Origin of the sequence: Chitinophaga sp. ARDCPP14 (genome assembly GCF_051362515.1) — a bacterium.
Lineage (GTDB): Bacteria > Bacteroidota > Bacteroidia > Chitinophagales > Chitinophagaceae > Chitinophaga.
Genome location: NZ_JBKIXB010000034.1, coordinates 1 through 360 on the forward strand (window position 1 = coordinate 1; position 360 = coordinate 360).

Below are 360 nucleotides of genomic sequence, written 5' to 3' on the forward strand. Positions count from 1 at the left end.
TCTTATTCGCTTTAAAAAATTTAGTATTTAGATATTACTATCTTGAATACAACTTGCATTTCCCAATATGTCAAAGAACTTTTAACCACTGACTGCTCTTACGAGCTTTCATTTGCGTGATTATTGATGATGTGTGAGATCTGATCTCGGTAACTCTTTAGTTACACATCTTCATTAAAGATTGAAAGAACTTATGTGCATGGCATCCGGCGTATAGCCATTTGCGTTAGCAACAAATAAATTTAAAAGAAGGAAACAACAGCTCTCAGGATAATGAGCTCTAAAAAGGAGGTATTCCAGCCGCACCTTCCGATACGGCTACCTTGTTACGACTTAGCCCCAATTACCGATTTTACCCTA

The 360-nt window shown here is 36.9% G+C and carries 1 rRNA gene; it reads right to left on the reverse strand.

Annotated elements, in window-relative coordinates:
- Nucleotides 1–284 precede the first annotated feature (284 nt).
- Nucleotides 285–360, reverse strand: a 16S ribosomal RNA gene (locus ACLHR0_RS31655); the annotation flags it as partial.